6 protein-coding genes are annotated in these 5,622 nt (G+C 65.4%); 3 read left to right on the forward strand and 3 right to left on the reverse strand.

The window, feature by feature from the left end; all coding sequences use genetic code 11:
* On the forward strand, positions 1-616 hold a 616-nt coding region (locus tag AC1D34_RS35630), incomplete at its 5' end, for a flavin reductase family protein (RefSeq protein WP_476826796.1).
* 51 nt (positions 617-667) lie between these two features.
* Positions 668-1,996, forward strand: coding sequence for an MFS transporter (locus tag AC1D34_RS35635; RefSeq protein WP_441508686.1), 1,329 nt, complete (start codon positions 668-670; stop codon positions 1,994-1,996).
* Positions 1,997-2,200: 204 nt separating this feature from the next.
* On the opposite strand, the gene AC1D34_RS35640 is transcribed toward AC1D34_RS35635, so the two are convergent.
* The gene (locus AC1D34_RS35640; RefSeq protein ID WP_476826797.1) at positions 2,201-3,013 is read right to left on the reverse strand and encodes a helix-turn-helix transcriptional regulator; all 813 of its coding nucleotides are present in this window, start codon (positions 3,011-3,013) and stop codon (positions 2,201-2,203) included.
* A 263-nt stretch (positions 3,014-3,276) separates the two neighbouring features.
* On the opposite strand from AC1D34_RS35640, the gene AC1D34_RS35645 reads away from it, so the two are divergent.
* Positions 3,277-3,918, forward strand: coding sequence for a hypothetical protein (locus AC1D34_RS35645; protein ID WP_476776643.1), 642 nt, complete (start codon positions 3,277-3,279; stop codon positions 3,916-3,918).
* Between the two features lie 189 nt (positions 3,919-4,107).
* Here the strand turns inward: AC1D34_RS35645 and AC1D34_RS35650 are convergent, their stop codons facing one another.
* Together AC1D34_RS35650 and AC1D34_RS35655 are read right to left on the reverse strand one after the other, a co-directional pair.
* Positions 4,108-4,425 carry a hypothetical protein gene (locus AC1D34_RS35650; RefSeq protein ID WP_441491078.1) on the reverse strand — a complete coding sequence of 106 codons (318 nt, stop codon included), beginning with the start codon at positions 4,423-4,425 and terminating at the stop codon, positions 4,108-4,110.
* A gap of 180 nt (positions 4,426-4,605) precedes the next feature.
* Positions 4,606-5,496, reverse strand: coding sequence for a DUF2950 domain-containing protein (locus tag AC1D34_RS35655; RefSeq protein ID WP_476826798.1), 891 nt, complete (start codon positions 5,494-5,496; stop codon positions 4,606-4,608).
* Positions 5,497-5,622: the final 126 nt, after the last annotated feature.

Below are 5,622 nucleotides of genomic sequence, written 5' to 3' on the forward strand. Positions count from 1 at the left end.
CTTCAAGAGCTGCACGGTGCCGCGGCCGATCGGCTGGCTGTCGAGCGTCAGCGCAGCCGGCGTCGAGAACATCGCGCCCTACAGCCAGTGGCAGAACCTCACCTTCGACCCGCCGATGGTGATGTTCTCGGCGAACCAGTATCCAGACGGTCGCCGCAAGGACACGGTCCTCAATGCCGAGGAGACGGGCTGGTTCGTCTGGAACATGGCGACCTTCGACCTGCGCGAGGCCGTGAACATCAGCGCGATGGCCTTGCCCGCGCATGAGAGCGAATTCGATCGCCTGAACGTCACCCGGGAATACGCCGATAACGCCCGCATTCCGATGGTCAGGGAAAGCCCGGTCAAGTTCGAGTGCAGATATGTCAGCACTCACCGGATCAAAGGCAATTCTCCCGTCGGCTCCATCGATATCGTCTTCGCCCAGGTCGAGAAGATCCATATCGATGACGCCGTCATCTTGCCGAGCGGAAAGCTCGACATCGAGAAGATCAAGCCGATCGCTCGCCTCGGCTATTTTGACTACACGGTGGTCAAGGACATCTTCGAGATGCGGGTTCCGGGCGCGGACGGAGACGCGCGGCAAGGGCTGGAAGGGCGCTCCACCTTGCGCTGACGGTTTCACCGATTTTTGAACCGAAGAACCAAGCAATAAGAGGGGAATTCCATGTCAACGGCCGAGCTATCCCTGGCGGATCGCGCCCCGACTTCACGTCGCATCAAGGATCTGATCGCAGTCAATTTCGGAAATACGCTGGAATGGTTCGATTGGGCGATCTATACGATCTTCGCTCCCTATTTCGCGCTTCAGTTCTTTCCGTCGAACGATAAATCGGCCGCGTTGCTGGCGGCTCTGGCCGTATTCGCGGCCGGTTTCCTGACCAGGCCGCTGGGTGGCCTGATCTTCGGGCTCTACGCCGACCGCGTCGGCCGCAAGCGCAGCCTGACGCTCGCCATGCTGGTGACGGCCGGCGGCAGCGTGGTCATCGCCTGCGCCCCGACTTATGCCTCGGCCGGCCTGTTTGCCTCCGTCGTCCTGCTGGTTGCACGCCTCGCCCAGGGCATCGCCCATGGCGGCGAGATGGGCACATCGGTGACCTATCTCGTCGAGCGCGCACCGTCGCACCGGCGCGCGCTCTATGGCAGCACGTCGTGGATGAGCGTCGTGCTCGGCACGATGATCGCGACCTGCACCGGTCTCCTGCTCAATGCCAATCTCGAACGGGCGGCCCTGGAAAGCTGGGGCTGGCGCATCCCCTTCGCGATGGGGGGGCTGCTCGGGCTCTACGGCCTGTACCTCAGGCGCAAGCTCACGGAAACGGCCAGCTTCGAGAAGAAGCAGAAGCAGGCCGCCAAGACGACGGGCCTGGCCCCGCTTGCACGGAACTGGCGCGGCGTCGCCGTGGTCTTCGGCCTCTCCGCCGGCGGCTCGATCATGTTCTACACCTGGCTGATCTACAGCCCGACCTTCGCCCAGATCAGCCGTGGCCTCGACGCAAAGTCTGCACTGACGGCGAGCCTCATCGCGCAAGCGGTCTTCTTCGCCGCGATCCCGCTGGTCGGCTGGCTCGCCGACCGGTTCGGACGGCGGCCCTTCATCATCCTGTTCGGGCTTGGCTTCATCGCCCTGACCTTCACCCTGGACGGCATGATCACCAACCAGTTCAGCGGACTGCTCTCGGCGATGATCGCGGCACTGCTGATCCTGGCCTGCCTGTTCGGGGTGAACACGGCGGTCTGGGCCGAGGTGTTTCCCACCGAGATCCGGGCGACCGGGGTGAGCGGGCCACTCTCATTGGCGACGGCGATCTTCGGCGGCACCGCGCCCTATGTGAACACCTATCTCGCCCAGCAGGGCCAGCATTCGCTGTTCCTCGTCTATCTCATGGTCGTGTCTGCGATCACCTTGCTGACCGGCTTCCTGATCCCGGAAACCCGGCATCTCGATCTGGACCGGCCGGACACCGGACGCCTGGCCAACAGCCCGCGAGAATGATCCCGGGGATATCGGCCCTGGCCGGAAGCTCAAGGTGAACAAGAGGAGGGCCGCCGATCGCGCGGCCCTCTGCACCGTCTCCGACCAAGCCATCCCGGCCTCCGACAGGCTGTTGCTCACTCCCAACTCAGGAGGCGGGGGCAGGGCGGCCCGACCGAAAGCCCGGCGCCGCCCGGCTTGGTGATGCCCGCCTTGGCCCGCTGCTCAGGCCGACAGCGTCAACGGAGCCAGCCGCCTGATGAAGTCGGCCCGCGAGCGGCTGCCGGTTTTCGCGAGCACTGCCTTGACCTGGCCGCGAACCGTCTCCCGGCCGACCCCGCGCGACAGTGCGAGCTGCTCGACCGTGCTGCCCTCCAGGAGCCCGCCGGCGATGGCTGCCTCCGCCCGGGTCAGATCGTAGAGCTCACACAGCAGCAAGGCTTCGATCCGCAGGCTTCGGGCCGTCGTCGTGATGACGAGCAGGGCCTGGGCGCGCGAGAAGATATCCCGCGCCTGGCGGCGAACCGGCAGCACATGGACGATGAACGCGGGGCGATCCCCCCGGCAGGGCACCGGGATCGAGCGGGTATCGCCAACCCGGTCCTGCCCGAGATCGGCCAGCGCCTTTTGCAGCAGCGCGTTCGCACGGGGATCCTCAAGCGCGATCTTGTCCCTTGCCCTGACGACGATCGCCATAGCCCTCGGGCCGCAGGAATCGCGGTAGAGCGCGGTCTCGGCCAGCTCGTCTTCTGTGAAGAGGTCGTGATCGGTCACGAACCCGGTCCCGCCATGCGCCAGAAGACCGGCCCTGCGGGCGTTCCGGTCCATCCAGCCCTGATCCAGGAAGCGCTGGAGGACCGGCGAAAACTCCCTCGACGCGACCCAGTTCGTGCCCTGTCGGGAATGCACGCAGAGTAGCCCCCCGGTACAGCCGGCGATCTCCGCCAACCGCGCGATCGCCGTCGGCCAGACCTCCGGAACGGCGGCGGCCTCGTAGAGCATGGCGACCGCATCCCCAAATTCGTTCGCATCCAGCATCGCCGCCCATCCCCCCGTCAACGAGAGTGGAACAGTGCGGGCCATTCCTCAATCGTCTTGGCCGAGACCTGTTGTGGACGCAGATGATGGTCAGACAGATCGCGGCCCGACAGGACGAAACCTTGGCAGGGAAGACCCCTAATCTGGTCGCGAGAGCGGTTCTCACCTTATTGTGGACGTTGAGATATCGCGCGTAAGGGACTCTGCTGATTCAGGTATTCGCATGGCCGCCGGACATGCCTGCAGGTTCGCGGGCAGAACGCTTGCGGCTGACCTTGCGATGCTGGTGGGCAAGCGCTGTCGGCACTTGGCCGAGAATAGCAATTTATTGGCGTGAAGGCGCAAATTGCAGCGCGAAGCGCTGTGTTAGCGCAGCTTCGACAATGAAAATTTACGCTGCGGTCTGTCCGATTTCGCCTGCGCGGATGATCGCGTCCTCAGCCCAAACGATGGACGCGACGATGTTCAACGAGTTTTCCCGTCGGTCGAAGGCGACCAAGATTGCTGGCCGGCTGGAAGCCTTCATCAGCATGCTCCACTCCGCCGCTGAAATCAGCGCCGCGTCTGGTCATGGCGATGCCCGCCGCATGTTCGACAACACGCTGGCATTCTACGCCGCTGTCTGGGCCGCGGCGGATGCCTTTGGGCAATTGCTTCGCGCATCGCCCCAAGAGACGGCGGAAGCCGTGCGGCTGCATATTGGGCGCGTCGCCGATGCCGGCGAGACGTTCGAGCTGATGAAGATGGCCTTCTCGCTGCCGGAGCTTGCCCCGGTTGTTCAGGCCACTGGCTTTGCGATCTTCACGAGCCCTTCCGCCCCGGTTGGCGGTATGGTTTCGCATCGGCTGATCCCGCTCGCCGAGCTGATCGCCAATTTCAAGGGGCGCCCTCGTCTCTCCAGTTGATCCGGTGCCCGGGAACGACGGCACGGCAGGAGGGATCGGAACCTCGGCACCAGGCTGTTCATTCTCGGGGCCACGGCACCGGTGGCAGAACGGGAACTCCATGGCTCGCGGGAACCGCTCCAGCGCGCGCAATCCACTCGGGGGCCAAAGGCGCAGGCGCTACCGCAAGTCGTCTCGCGGTGACGTCCACTAGCCTGCTGGYAGGTGCTGCCAGTATTCGAGGAGAGCGACCGTGAGCACCCCGAGTGTCGCAGACATCACGTAGGACGACTTCAAGACGAGCGGGCCCCTATCGCCCCGAAGCGTGTAGACCACCGCCCCTGCCGCAAGGACGTATGGCACGAGAATGGGCAGGGGCGCGTCGATCAGCCCATAGGCGAACCACAGGAACGGGTAAATCAGGCCAATCAGCAGCTGGACGGCCAGCGCGAGCCCTCGCGATCGAATGAGGACGACCAGCCAGGCCACGGCCAGGATCAAGGCAGGCAGTTCAACCGAGCGATGCATGACGAATCCTGGATGTGCGCGGCGCGAGGCCGGTGCGAACCACGGGGGCTTCATCGTTACAGCAGCGGAACAGGCCCTCACTTTCTCCCCGGTTACTTGGAGTTGTCGAGACGATGCAGCGGCCACCGGCCGCGGCTGGTTCGTTCGCCAATATCGGCCATGCTGCCGGCGCACCCCCGCCTATTCGACYGGSGCCCAGCTGCTGTCGGGGTCGTAGCGCAGCAGGCGYTCCGCCAWSGCGCTGGTCTTCGRGCCGAGATTYTTCTGCAGCACGACCCCGTTATGTCCGCAGATGAAGGTCATGACGCCGGTCTTGCCCCATTCGGCCGGCCAGGCCACGAGGCCGAAGCCAGCGATCATGTTGCCGTTGACGACATAGGAATGCGCGCCGCCGGGCGCCCAAGGTCCTTGTGCCTTGAGGATGCGAAAGCGATAGCCGGCATAGGTTCGGTTCCCGCGATCCAGCAGGGCCTCGCTCAGGGCGCCCTCGAGCGGGCTGACATCGGCCTGCCCGGTTCTCGGCCAGTACAGCCCGTCCTGCGTACCGGGCGTCGAGATCAGGTTCTGGGCATATTCCGGCACCTGGTCGCCATCATGGTCCTTCCGGATATATTCGCGCTGGGCGCCGATATAGGCCTGGCAGGCCTCGATGGCGCGCAGTTCGTTCTCGCCGACGGCGCGGTTGAGGATTTCGCTACGCCCGGCCGCGACATCGAACATCCAGGCCTCGCCGCGTCGGACGATCGGGATCGGGAACTCGAACTTGCGTTTCCCGATCGTCAGGATCCGCGTCGCGTCGTCGCGCGGCGTCAGGGTGACGGATTCCGCTGCGGCCTCATTGAACCGGTCGAGTCGTTCGCGGTCCAGCGTGGCGTCGCCGGTGCTCAGCACGTCGCGGGCCCCCGGCCCGAAAATGCGATCGAGCATGCCGGGCTCGCGCGCCCGGGCCGCCTCGACCAGCGCGCTGGACGCCGCATCGGGGGAGGGGAAGCTCTGCTGGGCTGCGGCAGGGCCTGCCATCAACAGGACCGCGAGCGAGACCGGGACTGAAAATCGAGCGTGATGTGCCATGATCATGTCCCCCAATCAGCKCCGTCCACCGCGACCACCACCACCGCCCCCGCGGCCACCGCCGCCGCCGATATGCCCGCCGCCGCCACGGCCGCCGCCGCCGATGTGAGCGCCGCCGCCGCGACC

The sequence above is a fragment of the Allobosea sp. P1_A7 genome (genome assembly GCF_056406775.1).

Excerpts from the sequence above, each read along its gene's own strand:
- AC1D34_RS35635 (WP_441508686.1), top strand. The coding sequence starts at position 668 with ATGTCAACGGCCGAGCTATCCCTGGCGGATCGCGCCCCGACTTCACGT.
- AC1D34_RS35640 (WP_476826797.1), bottom strand. The coding sequence starts at position 3,013 with ATGCTGGATGCGAACGAATTTGGGGATGCGGTCGCCATGCTCTACGAG.